The 20,757-nt window shown below is 41.3% G+C and carries 20 protein-coding genes and 1 tRNA gene; 12 read left to right on the top strand and 9 right to left on the bottom strand.

Going from position 1 to position 20,757, the window contains the following annotated elements; translation table 11 throughout:
- Position 1: 1 nt before the first annotated feature.
- The 7 genes from EHO65_RS03915 to EHO65_RS03885 all read right to left on the bottom strand — a co-directional run bounded on the left by EHO65_RS03915 (position 2) and on the right by EHO65_RS03885 (position 7,573).
- Positions 2-997 (bottom strand): efflux RND transporter periplasmic adaptor subunit, encoded by a 996-nt coding sequence (locus tag EHO65_RS03915; RefSeq protein WP_135772850.1) that lies wholly within the window; start codon positions 995-997, stop codon positions 2-4.
- The gene (locus EHO65_RS03910; protein ID WP_135772849.1) at positions 994-2,412 is read right to left on the bottom strand and encodes a TolC family protein; all 1,419 of its coding nucleotides are present in this window, start codon (positions 2,410-2,412) and stop codon (positions 994-996) included. The genes EHO65_RS03915 and EHO65_RS03910 overlap by 4 nt, the downstream gene beginning before the upstream one ends.
- A gap of 109 nt (positions 2,413-2,521) precedes the next feature.
- Positions 2,522-2,878, bottom strand: a complete 357-nt coding sequence (locus EHO65_RS03905; RefSeq protein ID WP_244243426.1) for a hypothetical protein — start codon at positions 2,876-2,878, stop codon at positions 2,522-2,524.
- A gap of 107 nt (positions 2,879-2,985) precedes the next feature.
- On the bottom strand, positions 2,986-3,471 hold the full coding sequence (locus EHO65_RS03900; RefSeq protein WP_135772848.1) for a hypothetical protein: 486 nt from the start codon (positions 3,469-3,471) through the stop codon (positions 2,986-2,988).
- Positions 3,468-6,185, bottom strand: a complete 2,718-nt coding sequence (gene secA / locus EHO65_RS03895; RefSeq protein ID WP_135772847.1) for a preprotein translocase subunit SecA — start codon at positions 6,183-6,185, stop codon at positions 3,468-3,470. Before secA ends, EHO65_RS03900 begins: the two co-directional genes overlap by 4 nt.
- A 66-nt stretch (positions 6,186-6,251) precedes the next feature.
- On the bottom strand, positions 6,252-6,947 hold the full coding sequence (locus EHO65_RS03890) for a type 1 glutamine amidotransferase (protein WP_135772846.1): 696 nt from the start codon (positions 6,945-6,947) through the stop codon (positions 6,252-6,254).
- Positions 6,944-7,573, bottom strand: a complete 630-nt coding sequence (locus EHO65_RS03885) for a TlpA family protein disulfide reductase (protein WP_135772845.1) — start codon at positions 7,571-7,573, stop codon at positions 6,944-6,946. The genes EHO65_RS03890 and EHO65_RS03885 overlap by 4 nt, the downstream gene beginning before the upstream one ends.
- Positions 7,574-7,659: 86 nt before the next feature.
- Between EHO65_RS03885 and EHO65_RS19870 the strand changes: the two genes are divergently transcribed.
- The 7 genes from EHO65_RS19870 (at position 7,660) to EHO65_RS03850 (ending at position 12,593) form a co-directional block, all read left to right on the top strand.
- Positions 7,660-8,199 carry a DNA primase gene (locus EHO65_RS19870; protein ID WP_208743961.1) on the top strand — a complete coding sequence of 180 codons (540 nt, stop codon included), beginning with the start codon at positions 7,660-7,662 and terminating at the stop codon, positions 8,197-8,199.
- 195 nt (positions 8,200-8,394) lie between these two features.
- The gene (locus EHO65_RS03875) at positions 8,395-9,573 is read left to right on the top strand and encodes a 6-hydroxymethylpterin diphosphokinase MptE-like protein (protein ID WP_244243425.1); all 1,179 of its coding nucleotides are present in this window, start codon (positions 8,395-8,397) and stop codon (positions 9,571-9,573) included.
- Positions 9,574-9,683: 110 nt separating this feature from the next.
- The gene (locus EHO65_RS03870; protein ID WP_135626220.1) at positions 9,684-10,175 is read left to right on the top strand and encodes a response regulator; all 492 of its coding nucleotides are present in this window, start codon (positions 9,684-9,686) and stop codon (positions 10,173-10,175) included.
- Positions 10,108-11,487 carry a HEAT repeat domain-containing protein gene (locus EHO65_RS03865; RefSeq protein ID WP_135772843.1) on the top strand — a complete coding sequence of 460 codons (1,380 nt, stop codon included), beginning with the start codon at positions 10,108-10,110 and terminating at the stop codon, positions 11,485-11,487. The genes EHO65_RS03870 and EHO65_RS03865 overlap by 68 nt, the downstream gene beginning before the upstream one ends.
- Positions 11,487-11,978, top strand: a complete 492-nt coding sequence (locus tag EHO65_RS03860) for an LIC_11959 family protein (RefSeq protein ID WP_135772842.1) — start codon at positions 11,487-11,489, stop codon at positions 11,976-11,978. The genes EHO65_RS03865 and EHO65_RS03860 overlap by 1 nt, the downstream gene beginning before the upstream one ends.
- Complete coding sequence (locus EHO65_RS03855) at positions 11,975-12,475, top strand: hypothetical protein (protein WP_135772841.1); 501 nt, start codon at positions 11,975-11,977, stop codon at positions 12,473-12,475. The genes EHO65_RS03860 and EHO65_RS03855 overlap by 4 nt, the downstream gene beginning before the upstream one ends.
- A 44-nt stretch (positions 12,476-12,519) precedes the next feature.
- A tRNA-Ile gene (locus EHO65_RS03850) sits at positions 12,520-12,593 on the top strand.
- A gap of 597 nt (positions 12,594-13,190) precedes the next feature.
- On the opposite strand, the gene EHO65_RS03845 is transcribed toward EHO65_RS03850, so the two are convergent.
- Positions 13,191-13,520 carry a hypothetical protein gene (locus EHO65_RS03845; protein ID WP_135772840.1) on the bottom strand — a complete coding sequence of 110 codons (330 nt, stop codon included), beginning with the start codon at positions 13,518-13,520 and terminating at the stop codon, positions 13,191-13,193.
- A gap of 237 nt (positions 13,521-13,757) precedes the next feature.
- Here EHO65_RS03845 and EHO65_RS03840 point away from each other — a divergent pair, with 237 nt between their 5' ends.
- The 5 genes from EHO65_RS03840 to EHO65_RS03820 all read left to right on the top strand — a co-directional run bounded on the left by EHO65_RS03840 (position 13,758) and on the right by EHO65_RS03820 (position 20,109).
- Positions 13,758-15,638 carry a PAS domain S-box protein gene (locus tag EHO65_RS03840; RefSeq protein ID WP_135772839.1) on the top strand — a complete coding sequence of 627 codons (1,881 nt, stop codon included), beginning with the start codon at positions 13,758-13,760 and terminating at the stop codon, positions 15,636-15,638.
- A 92-nt stretch (positions 15,639-15,730) separates the two neighbouring features.
- Positions 15,731-17,608: an alpha/beta fold hydrolase gene (locus tag EHO65_RS03835; protein ID WP_135772838.1), complete on the top strand. Its 1,878-nt coding sequence runs from the start codon at positions 15,731-15,733 to the stop codon at positions 17,606-17,608.
- Positions 17,609-17,668: 60 nt separating this feature from the next.
- Positions 17,669-18,244, top strand: a complete 576-nt coding sequence (locus EHO65_RS03830) for a bifunctional nuclease domain-containing protein (protein WP_008592198.1) — start codon at positions 17,669-17,671, stop codon at positions 18,242-18,244.
- Between the two features lie 97 nt (positions 18,245-18,341).
- Positions 18,342-18,695: a phasin-related domain-containing protein gene (locus EHO65_RS03825; protein WP_135772837.1), complete on the top strand. Its 354-nt coding sequence runs from the start codon at positions 18,342-18,344 to the stop codon at positions 18,693-18,695.
- Between the two features lie 97 nt (positions 18,696-18,792).
- Positions 18,793-20,109, top strand: a complete 1,317-nt coding sequence (locus tag EHO65_RS03820) for an MFS transporter (RefSeq protein WP_135772990.1) — start codon at positions 18,793-18,795, stop codon at positions 20,107-20,109.
- Here EHO65_RS03820 and EHO65_RS03815 read toward each other — a convergent pair.
- Positions 20,106-20,714: a hypothetical protein gene (locus EHO65_RS03815; RefSeq protein WP_100725212.1), complete on the bottom strand. Its 609-nt coding sequence runs from the start codon at positions 20,712-20,714 to the stop codon at positions 20,106-20,108. The two genes, EHO65_RS03820 and EHO65_RS03815, sit on opposite strands and share 4 nt — an antisense overlap.
- Between the last annotated feature and the right edge of the window lie 43 nt (positions 20,715-20,757).

Genomic DNA, 20,757 nt, shown 5'->3' with positions numbered 1-20,757 from the left:
ATTAAAATCCGAAACTAAGTCCTTTTAATAGAATGGCTCCTTCTACAACGACTTTGTCACCTTTGGTCAAACCTTCCAGGACATTGACTCTTTCTCTGGTGGAGATCCCAAGGACAACTTCTCTTCTAAAGAATTCGTGAGGAGTTTCTTCTACAAAAACGTAGTTTTTACCTTCGACGGTGACTACCGAATTGAAAGGAATAACCACCGAGTCACTTCCGGTTTCCTCCGGAAATTTAACTGTAGCAAACATCCCAGGCTTTAATCTATATCCTTCGTTCTTGATCGCAATCCTAACCTTTACAGTTCTTGTAAAAGGATCCACATTGTCTCCCAATGCTTCTGCAGTACCTGCCCATTCTTGGTTCGGGAAGGAGTTAAAAACTACTCTAACTCTTTTTCCTTTTTGCAGACTGGAAAGTTGGGATTCAGGAACATCTGAAATGATCCAAGCAGTTTGCCCTGCTGCCTTTTTGATCATTGCGGGGTTTAAGCCGACTGCTCTCAGTTTTCCTTCGAACTCCGCGAATTCAGCCTCATCATTATTCACTTCTGTCTCTGCTTCGATCAGATCCTTTTCAGTAGCGACCCTATGTTTGAACATATCTTTGATACGATCCAAGTTCTTGCGAGATCTGTTTAAACTGTTCTTCGCATGAACATAACCCACATATAGATCGTTTAATTCTGCAGATTCGAATAAAATGATCTGTTCCGAATCGGATACAGAAGGAGAAGTAGTGGCGATCAACCTTGCAGGAGCTTCTACATTCACGAATTCTCCAGGTTTGCCGATCTCAGCACTCTTTACGATATCGAGACCAGGGCTATTCTCCTTAAATTCTATCCTTTCACCGTGATCGTGGACGATCGCCTTTTGAGGGCGAGGAGGAGTTTTCTTCCCACCCTTGTTTAGCGTAAAAGAAACGATGGAAACGGAGATTGCCGCGACCACTACGATTAATAAAAGCCTAAGTTTGTTAGATGATGGAATCATTTCGAGCCCCCTTCATTAGCACCACCGGTTTCTCCGCTGGATTTGTAACTTGGGACAATCAGCCCCGTTCCGACCGAGTAATTTACTCCTTCGATCGCTTCCATTCTGTCAGTTTGGAGGCGTAACATTTCCACGATACTGGATCTGTACGTTTCGAAGAAGTCGGCGAATTCTAAAATGGATATATAACGTTTTTCGTAACTAAGGATCATATCCTCCGCCAGGTTTGCGTAATCCGAAGTATAAGTGTTTCTGAATTTTTTGTATAGATCGTCTTTTGCTTTTGCTGTGGCCAACGCAACGCTCACATCGTTCTCCACTTCCAAGATCAGGTTTTTCAATTCTTGTTTTCTGACTTGAATGGATTTTTCTGCTGCCTTGATATTACCTTGATTTCTATCAAAGATCGGAATGTTCAACTGAGCGGTAATCCCCCAATAGTTTTGGAAGGCCGTTCCCCCTCTGTTATACATCGGACCGAATGCAAGATCAGGGATCGCGTTTGCATGTTGCAATTCCAGATTCGCTTCTTCATATCTTAATGCTTGGACCGCTTTTTTCAGGTCAGGTCTATATTCCCGAGCCTTAGCAAGCATATTATCTAATTTTAATCCTTCGATTGTTGCCTTTTCCACGAAGTCCAGATCCAAAACAGGAACAATTGCGACGGATTGGCTTTTATAAGAATCCTCGTTGAGTAGAACTCTTAAGTCAGCTTCCTTCTCCAGGACCTTGATCCTGAGATCTTCTCTTTCTTTTCTTAAGAAGAATAGAAGTGCCTTTAAACGTAAAACTTCCGATTGGAGAACCGCTCTTCTTTTGTATGCAAGTTCAGCCGAGTTTACCGTTTTCTCCAGAGCTATTAAACTTTTGTCGTAAAAAGCGATAGCATCCCTATAATAATGAATAAAGTAGAAGGTCCTACGTAACTTAGTGATCAGTGCTCTCGCAAGATCATAAAACTCCTGCTCGCTCATCTTAGCGCTTAGCTCGGCGACACGAACACGTTTATCTATCTTACCACCAAGCAAGAATACTTGTTGGATCTGTACCACAGTTTGTCCCGATCTGGTAAAATCGAAATAACGTTGTGTAGGTTCCGCGAAAATACTCTGATCCACGAAAATATTCGGGTTCGCATAGAGACCTGCTTGTTCTATGCCTGCTTTTCTCGCGTCGATATTAAATTTGGAAGCGAGTAATAGAAGGTTATTCTTCCAAAGTAGTTCTTCTGCCTTGGCAAGTTCCAAACGAACTTGTGTCCTTTCCTGATCTCCGGAAGCGGCAGCGATCTTTGCATCCGAATACAAAGGATCTACTACACCAGGAGCACCCCCCGGTGTAGTATCTGGCTGAGATACGGTCTGATTCGTCGCCCAGACCAAAATTAGAAACGTTAGTATCTTTTTATTCATAGTTGTACGAAGTTATCCCTAAAGATAGCTTTTGCTTAAGCAAGACTCCCCTATGGAACGATGCCAATATACCTATGGCGCGAAAATCGTTCCGAAGTAATATAAACTATTAAACCAGTTTAGGTGGGGGAAGATTTGTTAGGGAAAAATGTAGAAGTCGGTCAGATCTGTATTGGCCGCTTACATATACGATCTTAGAATCGAATGTGGGTGGGGTCCAAGGATAACTAGATGACTCTTCGGCGATAAAATCGACAAGTCTGCTGTCTCTTTCTCTCGCTTGAGTATAAACTAATCCTTCGGAATCCGTAAGATCCGATTCCAGGGCGGTGGAGATGTTTTTCTTTGTTTGGGATAAAGAAATAGCACGACTTTCCAGGTCCTTATCTACCCATTCCATAGTGGATGAGAAGACTACTAGAGCTACCTGTAGTAAAATCAGCAGAATGTAAGGTATGCGCCGCACTATTATGCCAAAAGAATATAGACGATTATTTCGTCAAGATTTCGAGAATTTTTAGCCTGAAAAGAGACCTATATCGTTTAGTATAAAGTTACCATACCAAAACGTTATTAACGTAATGGATCTGGAGGGGTATGAGTAACTTTAAGTACAGCCCCTCTAGAAAATAGAATCTTAATTTCTTTATCCGGTCTCGACCCTTCCGCATATTTAGTGATCGGCCTAAAATATAACCATTCTTCCATTCCGGGGGCCCAACTATTTACGATACGTTTTTCGTCAGGTTCGCCAATCTTTCCTTTTACAAATAATTTATTTTGGCTCATCAAAGAACGGATCAACTCGGCGCGAATAAAAATATTGGAAGAAGCATCCACAGCATTCGGATCCGCATCTTTTCCTAATAAACTTATGTCAGCATCTGGAATAGATTTCACTACGAATTCTTTACACTTCGTATCATCTGCAAATGTTTCCATACACTCGGAATACAAAACTTTTGGGCTCTTCGATTCCTTATTCGATCCAGGAAAGAAATAAGCGCATTGAAAGATAGAGAATAAACAAAAAGCGGCTAATAAGAATACAGATCTCATTTTCTTTTTCTCCGGCTGGTCTTCCTTTCGGAACCTCCGCCTCCAGAAGTCACTGGCATTGCCTCTGCAGCAGGATTTTTAGGTTTAGCTCCCTGCAATTCTTGGAATCCTCCAGTAAGTTCCTGTCCTACTTTTTTATACTCTTTTTTCTCTTCTGGCAACTGAGTTTTTTCGGTAACTTCCACACGAACTAAGAAGCTAACGATCTCATATTTCATGTTCTCGATCGCTTGATCGAATAATCTGAAACCTTGCAGTTTATATTCTACAAGAGGATTCTTTTCTCCGTAACCTACAGTCCATATACCTTCTCTCAAATGGTCCATAGAATATAGATGTTCTTTCCAACGATGATCCAGAATATCTAAGAAAATATTTCTTTCTAATAATTTCCAAACATCGGCACCAATACGATCCGCTTTGTCTTGGTAAAAATTTTGAGCTGCATTGTTCAAAGAATCAAAAATAGCTAATTGAGGATTTTTAGATTTTTTGATTTCGTCTTGGTCTACTTTCCAAGGAAGTCCGAGTCCTTCGAACCATTCTTTTAAGGCATCCCATTCCCAACCGTTAGGATTTCCACCTTCGCAGGTAGTAACTACTTGGGCCTCTATCATTTCTTCTAAGAAACTTTTTGCCTGTCCGGTTACATCTCCACCTTCTAGGACTTCGTTTCTCATTTTATAGATAACGATCCTTTGGCGGTTCATTACATCATCGTATTCCAAAAGATGTTTACGAATATCGAAGTTATGACCTTCTACCCTTTTTTGGGCCCTGGCAATTGCATTAGACACCATTGGATGTTCGATCTCTTGTCCTTCCGGCATCTTGAGTCTTTCCATGATGCCTGCGATACGATCCGATCCGAAAATCCTCATGAGATCGTCTTGTAAGGAAAGATAAAATCTACTGGAGCCAGGATCTCCCTGACGACCGGAACGACCTCTAAGCTGATTGTCTATCCTTCTCGCCTCATGCCTCTCTGTTCCTAATATATGAAGACCACCTGCTTCCAGAACCTCTTCGTGGTTCTTTCTCCAGATTTTTGCACTAGTCAAGATCTCGTTTGCCTTGGTCTTTTTAGCCTGAGAATCTAGTCTTTGTGCAATGGATTCTGCTCTTTCAAAATCTGCACGAACCACTGCTTCCTTAAATTCACTTACCACTGGATCTGATTCTTTCCAAGATTCCAGGTTTTCTTTAAATAACTGAGCACCGCCGAGGACAATGTCAGTTCCTCTTCCCGCCATATTGGTAGCGATTGTAACCGCTGCAGGTTTTCCTGCGTTTGCTATGATCTCTGCCTCTTTCTCGTGGAATTTAGCGTTCAAAACATTATGCGCAATTCCAGCCTGAGCTAAAAGCCTAGCAAGTACCTCTGATTTTTCGATAGAGATAGTTCCAACAAGTACAGGCTGTTTTTTATCCCTACAATCTTTGATCTCATTTAAGATAGCTGTGAACTTTTCTTTTTCAGTTCTATAAACCCTATCAGCCGCATCCTTTCTTTGAACAGGAACGTTTGGTGGAATTACGATTACATCCAAATTATAGATCTTATGGAATTCTTCCGCTTCAGTGTCTGCGGTTCCAGTCATACCGGAAAGTTTTTCGTACAATCTGAAATAGTTTTGGAATGTGATACTTGCGAGCGTTTGGGATTCTCTTGCGATCGGCACTCCTTCTTTTGCTTCCAAAGCTTGGTGAAGTCCGTCCGAATATCTTCTACCGGACATCAAACGACCGGTGAATTCATCTACAATGATCACTTCTCCGTTTTGGACAACATAGTCCACGTCTCTTTGGAATATTTTATGAGCTTTTAATGCTTGGTGAACGTGATGAACCAAATCCACGTTTTGAGGAGCGTATAAGTTCTCGATCCCGAGAATCTCTTCTACATGAGCCACACCCTTTTCCGTCATTAGGGTGTTTTTGGCCTTCTCATCTTTCTCGTAATCTTCTCCTTCGACTAATCGAGGAATGATCTTGTCTATACGAGTATATTTGTCTGTGGATTCATCAGAAGGACCGGAAATGATAAGTGGAGTTCTTGCCTCATCGATAAGAATCGAGTCCACCTCGTCCACGATAGCAAAGTAATGCGACCTTTGCACTTTATGATCTATATGAGAAACCATATTGTCTCTCAGATAATCGAATCCGTATTCGTTATTGGTTCCGTAAGTGATATCGGCGGAATAAGCCTTTTTACGATCATCATGTTCCATATCATGTTGGATGATCCCAACAGATAATTCCAAGAAATCGTAAATAGGTTTCATCCAATTTGCGTCCCTTCTTGCCAGATAATCGTTCACTGTAACCACATGAACTCCTTTACCGGCTAACGCATTCAGATAAACTGCAAGTGTAGAAGTAAGGGTTTTACCTTCTCCAGTTTTCATCTCGGAGATATTTCCCCAATGAAGAGAGATACCACCCATCATCTGCACATCGAAATGACGCATGCCTAATTTTCTTAAGGCAGCCTCTCTTACTGTAGCAAATGCTTCCGGAAGGATATCATCCAGAGTTTCTCCCTTGGAGAGCCTCTCCTTAAACTTTCTAGTTTGAGAAGAAAGTTCGGAATCGCTTAGAGAGCGCATGGACTCTTCCAAAGAATTAATTTGGATTACAATTGGAGTGAGTCTTTTAAGATCTCTTTCGTATTTACTTCCGAATATGACCTTTAGTAATTTCTGAATCATGTATGCACCATCAACCGTTTCAATTCAATAGATAATGTCCCGGAATTCGGGACATTGGATAGAATATTATAAATCTAAAATTCCTTCGAAGAGCGCTCTGCCGGCTCTTTCCATCTGAGACCTAAGATCTTCCGTTTCGGGTCCGGGAATCCATCCAGCTTTTTTGATAAACTCAGAATGAACATTCTTCCAAACGCCTAACATATTCTCAGTTACTTCCAGATGACACTGGATACCGAATACACGGTTCTCATATCCAAACATCTGGTTAGAATAAAAACTTCCTTGTAATAGATGATCCGCACCCTTTGGGATCTCGAATACGTCTTCATGTAAATGAAATGCAGGAAAGCTAGAAGTTCCGTTTAATTTAGAGAACGCCGGATGAGATGGATTCACTAATTTAACGTCTGAGAACCCTACTTCTGGTCCCTTCTCCCCCTCGTATACTTTAGCTCCTAAAACTGTTGCGAGGATCTGGGAACCCAAACAGATCCCGATCACCTTCTTATCTTTCATAGATACTAGATGGGATGCGAGTTCCAGCCAAGGTTTGAAAAATTTATGCTGATCAGGATCATGAACAGTCTGGGGTCCGCCTAAGAATACAACCAAATCGAACATCTGATGAGCGGCAGGAACAATATGCACTCTCGGATCGTACGCGTTATGATAAGTAATCCTATAATTCCTAGCTTGCAAAGAATCTAATAGAGTTCCAGGACCTTCACAGTCCTTGAACCGAACGATGAGACATCTCATGATTGGCCGGCCATTCTTTTAAAGAAGATCACTTTCATATTTTTAGGGATTTTATTCGGGTCGGACTCTTCACTGATCGGCCCAATAAAATTATAATATAAGATCAAAGGTTTTGTTTTGAATAGAAGTGTTTCCGGAGTTCCCGTGACTAATCCTTCCGTGCGATCCACTTTGAAAGGTGGTTTCATGATAAGGACAGGAAGTTGTATCCCGAATTTTTTAACTTCTTCTTTCATGAGAAGCGCGGCTTCTTTCATTTTCTGTTCCGTAGAAAGAGCTTCCGGATTATCAAAAAATATATCCGGGTCCACGATCATATATAACTTGATATGCGGAGTTTTTTTCAATTCTGCATTCAGATAATTTAAAACAGGGATTTCCTTAACACAAGGAAGGCAATTGGGTCCGTATACATTTAAGGCGATACGATCGGCAGAAATATCGCTAATACGGATCTTCTCCCCTTCCAAACTGATGCCTTCAAAATCTTGGACACCTAAATTGGATTGTTCTGATGGAGCGCAAACAGTAAGAAGGCTCGCTATTAATAAAAGGATTAGGCGGAAGAAAATCCCCTTGGAAAAGGGAAAACTAAGCCTGGAATCGGAGTTGGCCTGAGAATCCATGGGCGTTTACCAAAATCGAAGATTCTCCCCAGAATTCAAGGAATAAACGAAAGATATAAGGGATTGACAGAGAAGAGAAATTGAGAATGATGGTAGTTTCAAAGGCCTCTATCCCCTCTCAGGAATACAAAATGACCCAGAACCAGAATTCAGAATTCGATATTGTAACTTTGATTGAACTGGCCAAAAAAAACAAGTACGAAAGAGCCGTAGCCGGCTTCCAAATCCTGGATAGAATCGACAGACTCGAATTACCTAAAAAGATCAAAGGACGCAAACTTGCCGTCCAAGCGATGTTTGCACTCGCAAACGACGAAGTTCAGTATAAATACGTAACTAAAGAAGAAAGAGCGATAACCGAAGCAGAAGCTCAAGGAAACGGAGCTACTTACTCCCAATTCAACGGACTATTCGAAGCTCCTCAAGCTCCTATCGCAGAAGAAGATATGGAAGAAGATTTCATTCCAGAAGAAGCTGCGAAACCTCTTATGGACATGGAAGATGGTGAAGAAGGAGAATCCTACGACGAAGAGGAAGATGATTCCGATGACGACGAGGATGAAGAAGAAGATGATGATGATTCCGACGACGATGATGACGACAAGGAAGAAGAAGACGAGGATTAATCCATCTTCCAGCTTGTCCGGCAATCTGACGGTTCTCTGAATTTGAAGGAGGAAAATTCCTCCTTCCATCTACATTCCACACAAAATCCAATAAAAGAGGGAGAGAGAATCTCCCTTTCTATTCCTTCCCCTCTCCAAAAAGACGAATTCCTGATAATCATTGGAATTGGCTGTGGGTATCATGCGGTTTCTTATTTGAAATCTGTCGAAGATACTACAAAAATCCTACTCCTCGAACCATTTTCCGAATTAGAATCCTTAGTTGGGGAAGAACTAAAGGAAAAATTAGGCGGAGTCCCTATCTATTTCGGTTGGGAGAAGTTTTCCGAATTAGATAGATCCGACTGGATGCCTTCTGGAACCAAGAACCTTAGAATTTTCATTCACCCGAATTATTCCAGACGATATCCGGATCTGAGCGAAAGGATCCTCTCCTTCTTCCAAAAGAAAGAATCTATTTCTCAAAACAAACTCGCGAAACAGGAATTCGGAAGACTCTGGGTCAGGAACTTCTTCAAACATCTGAAAAAATCTTCGGAAAGTCCCGACTCATATCGCATTTTGGGAAAAACTCTTTCTCCTAAGGTCGGAAAGGTCGGATGTTTTGTAGGAGCTTCGCCAAATTTAGAATCCGAGATCGATTGGATCCGGCAAAATAGAGATAAATTATTCTTACTCAGCTCAGATACTGCGCTTGGATATTTATTAGAAAACAATATCCAACCCCATGCGGTGCTCTCTATAGATAGCGGACTTGGTACATTCTACCATTTTCCGGAACATATTCCTGAGGATATTCCGATCTTCACTTGGTTTGGTGGAGCATGTAGGATCTTCGACTTGAAAAATCCAAAGATCATCTATCTTTCTACTTATCCATTGGACCAGATCTTGGGAGCAAAATTTTATCCAAAGGCACCAATCTTGGAAAATCCAACTCTAAATGTGGCTGGTCTTGCAATTTCTCTACTTCAAGCCCTAGGAGCAGAATCAGTTCTATTAAAAGGATTCGGATTTGAGAGAGAAGGAGGAAAAACTCACTGCAGATCCACAGGTTATGAAAGATACGATAGATTTTTCATCGATCGAAAGAGAAGCTTATATAATTCGAGATATACACCTGAATCTCGATGGAAAACAAGAACGAGTGTCCTAGAAATATTACAAAAATGGAGTCCTATCCAGATCCTTTCGGAAATCGACTCTAAGTTTGGAGCCTTCTCCGGTTGGGAAAATTCATTGGAAAGAACCCCTTCTTCTTTTCCTGGGTCCGGACAGAACTGGAGAAAACTCTGTTCCGGAATTTCGGATCTTCCAAGTGAGATACAGATCCTTCTTCCTAGAGAAACTAGACTTTTAGATCCAAAGACCTAATTTTCCAGTCGAAGAACCTACAAGTGAAAGATTCTACTACTTGACATTCCGGGAGAATTCTCCAAAACTCTCTAGTTCCGGGAAACCGGCCAGCCTTTCGGTCAGGGATTATGAATAAAGGTTATATTATTTGTGTCGATGATGAAGTGTCGGTACTGGAGACTCTCCAGGAACAGCTTCATAACGAGTTCGGAAAAACTCATGAGATCGAAACCGCAAGAAGCGCCGAAGAGGCACTTGCCTTATTGGATGAGATCCAGGCTTCCGGTTATGTGATCGAAGTTATCATTACGGACCAGGTGATGCCCGGTATGAAAGGAGCCGATTTTTTGGAATCGGTCCATAAACGGTCACCTGATTCGATCAAAATTCTGCTCACCGGTCAGGCCGGTTTGGACTCCGCCATCCACGCGATAAATTTCGGGGGATTGAGCAGATACGTGGAAAAACCTTGGAACATAGAGGATCTAACCAGAGACATCCGATCTTTGATAGAAAAGTTCCGGCAGAACCTGGAGAATCAACATTTAGTCAATGAGCTTAACAGAAGAATTAAGGACCTCGAAGAAGAAAACCGCAAACTGCAGCAAACAGGCGAATAACCAGCTGAATCAGTCCGGTAAAATTTCCCTAGGAAACATTTACTCGTTCTCCCTAGTACTTTGTTTGTTTTCTTTCGGCTCCTTGGCCGCAAAAGAAGCTCCACCTAAACCAAAATACACGGAAGAACAGATCCGCAAAAAGAAAGAAGTTCTCTCCAAGGTTTTAAAATACGGAACCACAAAAGAAAGAGCAAGCGCTCTCAGAGAACTAGAAGATTTTCCAAAAGAAGACGCAGGAGAATTGTACGACCAAGTCGGAGTAATCCTTTCCAAGGATCCAGATTGGTCCATGAAGATCTATGCACTTAGGATTTCCGGAATCCTAAAACTCACACAATTCGAAGATAAGATCATCGCATTATTAAAACATGACCAACAAGATGTGCAGAAGGAAGCAGTCTATGTAGTCAAAAAACTCAAATTCGATTCTGGAATCCCTGTTTTAACGGAATTACTTAAGGCCCAAGACTTCACTAAAAATTCGAATTTTCTCATCGCGCTCATCGAATCCTTGGCAGAATTTCCGCAAGCAAGTGAGCCATTCTCCGTATTAGAAGCAAGGTTCCAAGAGAAGTTTAATGATCCTGAAGTGAGAGCACAGATCGCACTTTATTTCGGAAAAGTAAAAAAGTCTTCGATTGAGAATGTTCTGATCGCAACAGTAAAAGACGAAAAAGAACCGATCACACTTCGAGCTTATTCAGTAAACGCACTCGGAAAGATCAAATCAGAAGCTGCAATCACTCCTCTTAGAGAACTTCTGGAAAAGATCCGGGCATTAAAATCTAAGAACGATATCCAAGATTACCAAGCTCTTAAGATACATACGATCACTGCTCTTGTTTCCTTAGGAGATAAGGAAATTATAGAAGAATTATATTCGTTCGCAAGAGATGACGATGCAATGGTTCGACTTCGAGCCATCAAACATTTGGCGGAAACAGAAGATCCAGCGGTGATCGAAATTTTAGAATATAAGGCGCAAAGAGATCCTAGTGAAAAAGTAAAACGTGCCGCGCAAAACGCGTTAGACCAACTTCGCAAAAAACTAGATCCGAATTTTGTTCCTGCAAGCACTGATACAAAACCTCCAAAAGATACTAGCACCCGAAAAGCTGGCGGATCATCCAACTCCTCTTCTTCTAGAAGATCCAGACCAAGTAGCGGAGGTGGAGAAGGTTCCAATCCGGTTCCATTAAGTGGAGAAGGTAGCGGATCTTCAGGCGGTGGCGGAGGATCCGGTTCAAGCGGAGGCTCTTCCGGTGGAGGAAAACCGTCCGGCGGAGAATCAGAGGATCTGGAAAACGATTAATGAAACAATTTCTTCTCCTGTCCGCGATCCTTTGTTTGATACCTACATTGGATGGGAGAAGATTGGATGCGGAACCCGCTGGAAACACGTATCGCGGGACAATCACCCTAAAAGAACCTAGAGCTCTCGATATAAAAGAATCCTTAACGGATTCTTCTCCTAATTATCCGGAAACGATCAAATTATATTACCAAGGTTTAAAGGAAAACTACGTAATATTCTATGATTGGAACGGACATACATTATATTATAAATATAGAGATAATAAATTCGATAGAAGATTAAGAAAATATGTATCTAAGCTGGCAGCGGGAGCACCTTACGAAGTCACAGGAGAATACCAAGGAGTATTCATTTTCGAAAACAAAACCATTCGAAAATTTAAGAAGAAGGGAGAAGATACACTCGCGGACAGAAAAGAAAAACAGTCCATCCCTGTATTCCAGCTAATCAAATATAGAGAATTGATCTTAGAGGAAATCATCTTTTGATCCGTCCCCCCTTCTCCAAAATTCTTCCGCTCTTATTCATCCTTACAAGTATATCTGTATATTCAGTTCCTTTAGATCCGGACCAAAAAGTCTACCAACCCGGAGAAACATTCACAGAGGATTTTATTAAGATCGATTTTCCGGAAAAAGCGTTGGTCCGTACCGAATCCAGAAAACGTTGGAGGGCAGTTCCTCTCAAAGACAGACCCTGGCTTGCAATCTGGCGCAAACTAGACCGAGTCGGAGAAGAAACCCTTGGAACCAAGGTATTAGAAACAGTATTTCCCGACACAACACCTGAAAAATTCAGTATATCCAGGACGGAGATCCTACGTTGGTCCAAAGAGGATAATTCTGGAGGCAACCCACTCCAACTCTATTTCTTCCTACTTCGAAAAGAGGACAAAGCCTACACGTTCTATATAGCTTTCTACAAAGAACGTCAGGACCTGAAAGAATGGTTTTCCAATCCGAACCGTTACCTAAACCCCCAATAAAATCGACTTGCTAGGAGGCGTGGTCCTCAAAAAATGGAGCCTCCGGGCCTATAGCTCAGTTGGTTAGAGCAGCAGACTCATAATCTGCGGGTCGAAGGTTCAAGTCCTTCTGGGCCCAAGAAATAATCCTACAATCAAAACAAAGTCACAGAAGGACTTGAAGCTTTCGAGCGAAAGCGTTTATAGCGACCCATAGGGAGCGTAAATAAACGCGTGCCGAGTCCATGGATGGACGAAGGCGCGAGAAAGACGCCGTGGAGCCAAGTCGAGCAGGATGCGAGACTGCGTAACGGCAAGTCCAACCTCATTCTCAATCGTTTATACAGCAGATTCAAAATCTCTGGGTTGCAGGTGCAGATCCTTGGCGCGAGAAAGACGCCGTGGAGCTAAGTCGAGCAGGATGCGAGATGAAAGTGCATCGAATCATTGCATCTAAAACTTCGGTTAAGCCTATTGGTTTTGATTTTATCTTTTCACTCGCTTAGCCTCGCAAAGCTTCGGCTACCGAATCGCTTACGCGTTCGTTTCCTCGCTCCTATTGTCGCTGCGGAATGTAACGGCAAGTCCAATATATTGGGATAAGAAGTTCTTTAAGCCAGATTTACCCCGCGGAAGGGATACGCAGGGCTTCAGTCCGGGCTTTGTCCGGATGAGCGCATGCGCGAACCCGAAGTAGCCCGTTCCGAGCAACGCGAAGGAGCCGCCCAAACTTTCTCTATCCGCCTACTCCATGATCCAAATTCGTTCTCAAAAACCAATCCACTCCGAAATATAAAAAGATACTTCCTGCATAGAAAAGAAGAAAGAAAACCCATTTCAATCTGGAACCATAACCTAATCCAAAGTAGATGAACAGACACACATTCAAAATATGTTGAATGCCAACAACTAGATAGAGCCAAAGAAATGCACGATCCAAAGCAGTAAGATGTCCGTCCGGAAAACCGATTAGAGATCTTTCATAGAAAAAATATGCAGAGAGGAATATTGAGATGATTCCCAGATAGATTGCAGTTGGTAAAATTCGTTTTTGGAATGCATTCATGTAGTATCTTCGACGATCTCAGTCGAAAGAAGACATAAACTATTTAATGAGACAGAATAAGGTAAAGAATTCTTTATATTATGTCTTTTGAATTAGTTTTTCCTTAGACCGATAATATTAGAAGCCAGTCTAATTTTTTCAGTTTTGCTTGCCCTCTCATTTGGGATACCGTAAATTGTGTCAGAATAACTAAATTAGTCAAAACTTTGACACAGTTTACGTTAGGAGAAACTCGGGATGATCCAGACTGTCGAAAAAATTTTTAGAGAATACTTTCCCATCCCGGAAGAGAGAAAGAAAACCATTCTACTCGTGGAGGATGAGGCAATCATTGCTCTCTCTGAAACTCAGAGACTGAAAAAGAATGGGTTTAGAGTTATTCAGGCTTACACTGCAGAGGAAGCCGTTCAAATAGCGACTAACGACTACACCATCGACCTGATTCTCATGGATATCGATCTAGGCAGAGACGAAGATGGAACCGACGCAGCAGTTCGTATTCTAAAAACCAGAGACATCCCTATCGTATTTCTCTCCAGTCATATTGAACCTGAGATGGTTGAGAAAACAGAGAAGATCACTTCCTACGGTTATGTTGTTAAAGATTCAGGAGAAACCGTTTTAATTGCCTCTATTAAAATGGCATTTAAACTTTATGAATCTCATCTTCGGCTGAAAAGAAGCGAAGAATCATTAAAAGAAAACCAAGAACTTCTAAGAGCGACATTAAGATCCATTGGTGACGGAGTCATCTCTGCGGACGAATTAGGTAATATCACGGATATGAACTATGTTGCAGAAACTTTAACCGGCTGGTCCAGAGTGGACGCTATCGGGGAACCCATTGAAAGAGTTTTCAAAATTGTAAATGCTAAGACTAAAAGAAGAATGAGAAACTCTTTGGATCTACTTACTCCAAAGGAAAAGAATATGGGTTTGGAAAACCAAGTATTACTTATTTCTAAATCTGGCTTGGAACATAGGGTTGCAGAAAGTTCTGCTCCTATCCGCTCCGAAAAAGGTTATACTATCGGTTCCGTTTTGGTTTTCAGGGATATTTCCAAGGAATATAGTTTGATAGAGAATATTAAAGAAAGTGAATCTAGATTTAAAGCGGTCGCGAATGCAGCTCCCGTTATGATCTGGGTCTCCGGTCTGGATAAAAAATGCAATTGGTTCAACCAAACCTGGCTGAATTTTACCGGAAGGACTATGGAGCAAGAATTTGGGGACGGCTGGGCAGAAGGAGTACATCCGAACGATTTGGAAGAATGTATCCAGATCTATTCCAGTCATTTTGACGAAAGAGAAGCGTTCAGCATGACCTATCGTTTAAAAAACAAAAACGGAGACTGGAGATGGATCCAAGACAATGGGGTCCCGATCACGAATGAATCAGGGATCTTTACAGGTTTTATTGGTTCCTGCGTAGATATCACAGAAGCTAAAGAAGCATTGGAAACATTAGCAAAAGATCTTCATGAAAGAGAATATCTATATAAGGAACTCCAACATAGGGTCAAAAACAGTATGAGTATGATCAGTTCTATCGTTGAGATAGAAGCGTCCAGAACTTCAGATACTAAGCTGGAAAATACTTTGGAGAATTTAGTCAATAGGATACATTCTGTAGGAAATCTGTATGAGATGTTATACACTTCCGATAATTCTCATTCTGTTCGTTTGGATCGTTATATCCAAAAAATCACTGAAAATCTGTTGAATGCTTTCCAGGAAAAAACAAATGAGATCTCTTTACAACTTGAACTAAATGATCTGGAGATAGATGTAAAAAGTGCAATTCCTCTCGGGCTTATCTTGAATGAATTAGTCACCAATATTTTCAAGTATGCATTTCCGAAAAAACAGGAAGGCAAAATTTTCATCCGACTTTTTAAAGAAGATACTTGGGTAAACCTAGTTGTCTCGGATAATGGAGTTCCTTTTCCCAAGGGATTCCGCACCGATTATTCTCCCGGTTTAGGACTTCAACTTGTGAATATGTTAGTTGATCAGTTGAAAGGGAAGATTGAGTGGAAGTTAAATGGAGAGAAGGAAGTTTCTATCCGCTTCTGCAATAAAGAAGAACATTCGGATCAATTTACATTCGTAAAATAGTAGAAATTTCTTCTAAATTTTTCTAAATTTCGGGCCAAAATTGGTCAGAATTCCAGATTGCCAGGGCAAAGGGCGAAATGGAAACTTAAACAATGGACCAGACCCTAGCCCGAAAGGTCAACCCCAAGCCCCGCAGGAAAGGGGGCGCTTATACGGTGGGAGCGGAAGATATTTATATCTTTCCACTTTCCGAAAGTACGAACTTATTTCTTCAAAAAGTTTGGACAGCGTTCGTAAATAAGATGGTCTCCATGACCCTTCCGAACGGAAAACCTGTATTCCAATACGCGATTTTCGAGGCGATCCAAGATAAAAACCTGAAGATCGTAGCATCTTCTACCCATTTCAGAATGAAACAGGTGACCGATAGGATCGGTCTCCAAAGTATCGAAGACTTCATCCGCAATACAATCCCGATCTCTATCCAAGATCCAGGAAATCTTTCTGCCAAATATTTACGAGAAGCGATTCTATCCGTAGAAAAGAAGGCAAGACCGGAAGTTTATTTCCATAGTCTCGACGATGAAAGGGTCCATCCCAACTTAAAACAACTTCTTACCAAAACGATGAATTATGCTGCGGGCATTCCGTTGTTTGTGAAAGGTTTTCCGATCGGTATGTTATGGGGGATCCGTAGGGACAATATGAGTCCCGAACAGGAAGAAGAAGTTCGTCAGCAATTATACAGTCTTTATGACGTAGTGGACTTTGTGATCTCCAAGGAAATGGACCTAAAAGGAGATCCATATTACGCACGTAAGAATATCGAAAAGTCTGATCTTCATTCCAGGGCAAAACATCTATTCTACACCAGAGGTTTCGGCCAAGCCGAACCTGTTACTACCATAGTATTCGATTCTCATACTTACCAAAGATCTTACCGTTTGGATGCAAGTTTTCTAATCCCTTCCGGAGATGGATACTCCGTTAGTTTGAAACGTTTCGAGCCGAAGGAAAGGAATGATACCGGTAAGAACCTTCTTCTTATCCCCGGCTTTTTTTGCAGAAGGTCCGTAATGGACAAGGTAGCCAGAGAATTATCACTCCGCCATGGTTATAGAGTTTTCTCTATGGATATGCGGGGAAGATCCAGACGGACGTTACCCCTTTTTGGTATCCGAGAGGGCTGGACTGTGGATGATTTTATCCAGGAAGATTTTCCGGCAGTTCTTGCATGGATCAAAGAGAATTTTCCAAACGAACAACTAGTAGTAGTCGGCCATAGTATGGGTGGAATGATCCCTCGTTTTTACTGTTCCGCTTACGAAGAAATCGTAAAAAGAAAAAAAGACTCCCCTGTTCCACTTCCTCGTCCTGATGAATTGATCTCGGGAATTGTTTCGATTACCTCACCAAATTTCGTAAGACTACAAGCACAAATTCCAGGTCTAGACATTCTGAAAATGGGATTGAAACTGGTTCCTTCTAAAACGATCTCCGATTTTCTTTTTGATCTGACTTCGTTTTCTCTGCAGACAACTCTTCCGACTGTGGACCTAAATAAGTTTTTTAAATTTCTTCTGGGCCTACACTCTTCCTTGAGAGCTGTTTCTTTTGATCTTCATGCAAAAGTTGTAAATTTGAGAGACTTCGTGGGTTACAAACAGATCTCTCCTCCTGAATGGTATTTTTTGATCGAAGATATTTTCTGCGAAGAATCTACAAAAGTAGTTCTTCAGTTCCTAAGATCTCAACTGAGCCAGGATAGATCTTTTCTTTCCTACGACGGAACTCTGGATTATACCGCGCTCCAAAAAAATCTACAGATCCCACTTTTTTCCGTTTTGGGTTCTGTGGATAAAGTAGTTCCGAGTGAAACAATCGAGAACGATCTTGCTGCACTTCCTCACAAAAAAAATAAGATTCTTTCCTACGAACAGGGTCACTTAGGTATCGTTTTCCATATGCCGGTGGTGAAAGAAATGTGCTCTGAAATTGACTCCTGGATCAAAGGATTGGACTCGACTTGAGCCCCAGGTTTAGAACGCTTGACATTTCGGGAAACGAAAGATAGGTTCAAATACTAGGAAATGGATCTTTTGGAAGCGACCATATATAATATCTCTCTCACGAATGTGGGCTTTGCCGTATTTTTGAAGGCGAAAGACGATTCGGATCAGAGAGTTGTTCCTATTTTTATCGGCCCTCTAGAAACACATTCCATCACTTCGGTTTTAGAAGGAACAAAACCGCCGCGTCCGATGACACATGATCTGATGACAATCCTACTCACCACTTTGGGAGTACAGATCGTAAAAATTGCAATCGAAGAAATCATAGATAATACTTTCTACGCAAAGATCACTTTACGCAAAGACGAGGAGCTGATCGTTCTAGATGCAAGACCGAGTGATTCAATTGCACTTGCTCTTCGTGCTAACGCTCCTATTTATCTGGCAAAAAAAGTCATCGAAGAAGCAGGGATCGTAATGAAAGACGACGAGATCCCTGGTGAGACCATCGGAAAAGAAAAAATTTCTCAGCTTCCTAAATCCCAGTTGGAGATCCTACAGGATTCCCTAGACAATGCTCTAAAAGCTGAAGATTACGAGACAGCGGCAAAGATCAGGGACCAGATCCGTAAACTTCTGGAAAACCCCTCCTAATCTCTTTCCAAATCAGTAAAAAATCCGATTTTTCCCCCGAACATACTGGACCTAAGTCCTTTCCTTCTGTATCCTTGGTCCCCTCGGAGCAACAATCATGGAAAAATCTCTAATGGACATCCTAAACGCCGGAATCGCATTATTTCAATCCGGAGAAGATAAACTAAAACAAAGCCTTTCCGACCTGGATCATGCCTACCAGGACCTCAAGAATAAAGGAGCACAGAACCAATCTGAACAAGCAAATAGGCTTAGGGACCTGATCCAGAAAACGGTGGGTGACGCTCAGGACAAACTTCTAAACGCAAATGAAAGTTCTAAAGCTGTGATCAGCCAGCTCAAAGAGAATTTCGAAAAGATTTCTGTGCAAATTGACGAGGCTCTTCCGGAAGAATTTAAAACAAAGGCTAAGTCCGCTTTAGAAGAGCTAAAAAAACTTACTAAAAAGTAAAATTCGGAAAACTTGATAAAAGTTATATCCTAGAAAAATTCGGGACAAACAAACAGGGTCCCGGATACTAGGCCTCATCTTATTCAGGCCACTCATGATGAGGAAACAATCCTTCATATTAATACTTACAGTCTTCATTGACATGATGGGATTTTCCCTCATCTTCCCTATCTTTCCGGAAACTCTAAATCATTTTCTAGCTCAGGCGGGAGATCCTGTTTTGGATCTTTTAGCCGGTTGGACCTCCCGCATTTTGGACGGCAGAACAAGTGATTGGAAACTTTTCGTAGCTCTCTTCGGGGGAATTGTAGCCAGTTTATATTCTATTCTTCAATTTTTGTTCTCACCTATTTGGGGAAAACTTTCGGACAGTACGGGACGTAGACCTGTTTTAGTTTTTACATGCACCGGTAGCTTTTTAGGATACTTGGTCTGGTTATTCTCAGGAAGTTTTTCATTATTCGTTCTTTCAAGACTGATCACTGGTCTTATGGGCGGGAATGTTTCTGTAGCAACTGCTGCGATGGCAGATTCCACTTCAGAGCAAGATCGTACGAAAGGAATGGGAATGATTGGTGCCGGGATCGGTCTTGGATTTATCGCAGGCCCTTCTATCGGTGGAATTTTAGCTCATACGGATCCGTCTTATCTTCTTCCTTTTTTACCTTTGGGAAAGATGACGATCTTCCCTTCAGTAGCTTTGATGGCGACTGCAGCGTCTTTCGTAAATTTACTATTAATACTCTTTAGATTCAGAGAAACTCTTCCTCATAATTTGCGTAAAAAATCGGAAGGAAGATTACATCCCGCATTAGGAGTTTTTGATCTAGGTTCCAAAGAGATCATGTATATAGGTTTCCTAAATTTATATTTTTTACTCTTCTTTTCAGGATTCGAATTCTCTCTTAACTTTTACTTGGATCAATTTTTAGGATATAAACCCGTAAGTATAGGTTATACTTTCGTTTATATTGGATTGATCATTGTATTCGTACAAGGTGGGATTATACGCAGGATCAGTGGAAAAGTTCCGGAAAAGAAAGTGGGACTTCTCGCTTCTATATTTTTGATATTGGGATTTTCTTTCTTATATTTTTCGAGTGCATCGGTAATCGCTTCCGAACAATCCACATTTCTGTTATTCGTGGCCTTGACTTTCTTAGCGATGGGAAGTGCATTCTTAAATCCTACTGTATCTTCTATCGTATCCTTATTCTCTTCTCCAAGTGAGCAGGGAAAAAATTTGGGGATCTTAAGAAGTTTAGGATCTTTTGGTAGAGGTATCTCTCCCATTATATTTAGCGTAGTGTATTCTCAAAAAGGACCTCAAATATCCTTCTTGGTTTCAGGGATCTTAAGTTTTATTTTTTTAGGGCTGTTTATATTTGTAAAACAGCCGGCTCCTAAAAATTAAAGAACTGCGTTTAAGGCTTCTTTTAGTCTATTAAAATGAAGATTCTCATTCAGCTTGGATCCATTCTCCAATCTAAGTAGGAATGTATCTCTTACCTGACCTGAATCCGTTACTGCTTTAAAGGATAGAATATCCACTCCGAACAAAAATAAGATCTGGGAAATCTCGAATAAGATACCAGGTCTATCTTCCATTCTAAGATCCATCACTGTGGAATCGCTGATCTCTGAATTGAATAGGAAAATTTCCGGAGTAATCTCGACCTTTGCTCTTAAACTTTCCATTTTCTCCGGATGATTCGCCAGATAATTCATTACGGACATTCCACCGTAAAACAATTCATGAAGATCGGCATGGATCGCATTCAGATGTTCGTCCGTCATAGGAGCACCGTCTATACGTTTCACGATGAAGATGTCCTGGATATAACCGTCCATCGAGGTTTCTGCAATTGCCTCTTCTATATTCCAACCATGAACATATAGAACTGCGGTGACCCTATATATGATCCCTATCTCGTTTTTGGAAATATTGACCTTTAGAGCATAAGCTTCGCCCCTAGGGATACAAGAGAGATGTAGAGGTTTTCCTGGAGTTGTAATCATCGGACACCTTTGATGCTAAATGCTGAATTCCTGAACATTATAC

The sequence above is a fragment of the Leptospira andrefontaineae genome, assembly GCF_004770105.1.
Classification (GTDB): Bacteria; Spirochaetota; Leptospiria; order Leptospirales; family Leptospiraceae; genus Leptospira_B; species Leptospira_B andrefontaineae.
The sequence above is the reverse complement of the archived record's forward strand: the minus strand, read 5'-3'. Positions and strand labels throughout refer to the sequence as shown.

Bases quoted from the DNA above. Each gene is read 5' to 3' on its own strand.
- EHO65_RS03915 (WP_135772850.1), bottom strand. From the start codon at position 997: ATGATTCCATCATCTAACAAACTTAGGCTTTTATTAATCGTAGTGGTC.
- EHO65_RS03910 (WP_135772849.1), bottom strand. From the start codon at position 2,412: ATGAATAAAAAGATACTAACGTTTCTAATTTTGGTCTGGGCGACGAAT.
- EHO65_RS03900 (WP_135772848.1), bottom strand. From the start codon at position 3,471: ATGAGATCTGTATTCTTATTAGCCGCTTTTTGTTTATTCTCTATCTTT.
- secA (WP_135772847.1), bottom strand. From the start codon at position 6,185: ATGATTCAGAAATTACTAAAGGTCATATTCGGAAGTAAATACGAAAGA.
- EHO65_RS03890 (WP_135772846.1), bottom strand. From the start codon at position 6,947: ATGAGATGTCTCATCGTTCGGTTCAAGGACTGTGAAGGTCCTGGAACT.
- EHO65_RS03885 (WP_135772845.1), bottom strand. From the start codon at position 7,573: ATGGATTCTCAGGCCAACTCCGATTCCAGGCTTAGTTTTCCCTTTTCC.
- EHO65_RS19870 (WP_208743961.1), top strand. From the start codon at position 7,660: ATGATGGTAGTTTCAAAGGCCTCTATCCCCTCTCAGGAATACAAAATG.
- EHO65_RS03870 (WP_135626220.1), top strand. From the start codon at position 9,684: ATGAATAAAGGTTATATTATTTGTGTCGATGATGAAGTGTCGGTACTG.
- EHO65_RS03865 (WP_135772843.1), top strand. From the start codon at position 10,108: ATGAGCTTAACAGAAGAATTAAGGACCTCGAAGAAGAAAACCGCAAAC.
- EHO65_RS03860 (WP_135772842.1), top strand. From the start codon at position 11,487: ATGAAACAATTTCTTCTCCTGTCCGCGATCCTTTGTTTGATACCTACA.
- EHO65_RS03845 (WP_135772840.1), bottom strand. From the start codon at position 13,520: ATGAATGCATTCCAAAAACGAATTTTACCAACTGCAATCTATCTGGGA.
- EHO65_RS03840 (WP_135772839.1), top strand. From the start codon at position 13,758: ATGATCCAGACTGTCGAAAAAATTTTTAGAGAATACTTTCCCATCCCG.
- EHO65_RS03835 (WP_135772838.1), top strand. From the start codon at position 15,731: ATGGACCAGACCCTAGCCCGAAAGGTCAACCCCAAGCCCCGCAGGAAA.
- EHO65_RS03830 (WP_008592198.1), top strand. From the start codon at position 17,669: ATGGATCTTTTGGAAGCGACCATATATAATATCTCTCTCACGAATGTG.
- EHO65_RS03825 (WP_135772837.1), top strand. From the start codon at position 18,342: ATGGAAAAATCTCTAATGGACATCCTAAACGCCGGAATCGCATTATTT.
- EHO65_RS03820 (WP_135772990.1), top strand. From the start codon at position 18,793: ATGAGGAAACAATCCTTCATATTAATACTTACAGTCTTCATTGACATG.
- EHO65_RS03815 (WP_100725212.1), bottom strand. From the start codon at position 20,714: ATGATTACAACTCCAGGAAAACCTCTACATCTCTCTTGTATCCCTAGG.